This is a genomic window from Pseudoalteromonas sp. S4492 (genome assembly GCF_005886115.1).
Taxonomy (GTDB): domain Bacteria; phylum Pseudomonadota; class Gammaproteobacteria; order Enterobacterales; family Alteromonadaceae; genus Pseudoalteromonas; species Pseudoalteromonas gelatinilytica.
In genome coordinates this window covers 1-358 of sequence record NZ_PNCP01000339.1, presented here as the reverse complement: position 1 = coordinate 358, position 358 = coordinate 1, and the positions used below count along the sequence as shown (strand labels likewise).

Below are 358 nucleotides of genomic sequence, written 5' to 3'. Positions count from 1 at the left end.
ACCTGCCCATTTTGGTAGCAGATGATCTTTGCCCTTTGCCTTTCGCAAAACTTTCGATGAAAGTACCCACCGCCTCTGTTGTACTCGGGGGCAAGCCCCCAAGACTTCTTACTTTAAAGCAGGTGGAAAAGGCCCAGAATAGGCGCTGGAAGCGGCGCTTCAGGACACGCTGGAGAAGGGCAAGGGGAAAGACGTCGAGATTGAGATCGGGTTTTAACGTCAAGCGCTGACGAGAACCTTATCATGGCTTTTGGTTCCGTTGCACCTTAGACCCCGGCTACAACAATCCCCCGGCAATACCCACGATCACCATGACCATGACCATGACCATGATCAGGGCGGATGTTGACGTAACCGT

General features: G+C 52.8%; 1 protein-coding gene. It reads right to left on the bottom strand.

The features are described from left to right. The coding region (locus CWC28_RS22445; protein WP_212746839.1) for a hypothetical protein at positions 1–223 on the bottom strand (223 nt) is incomplete at its 3' end. Positions 224–358 lie beyond the last annotated feature (135 nt).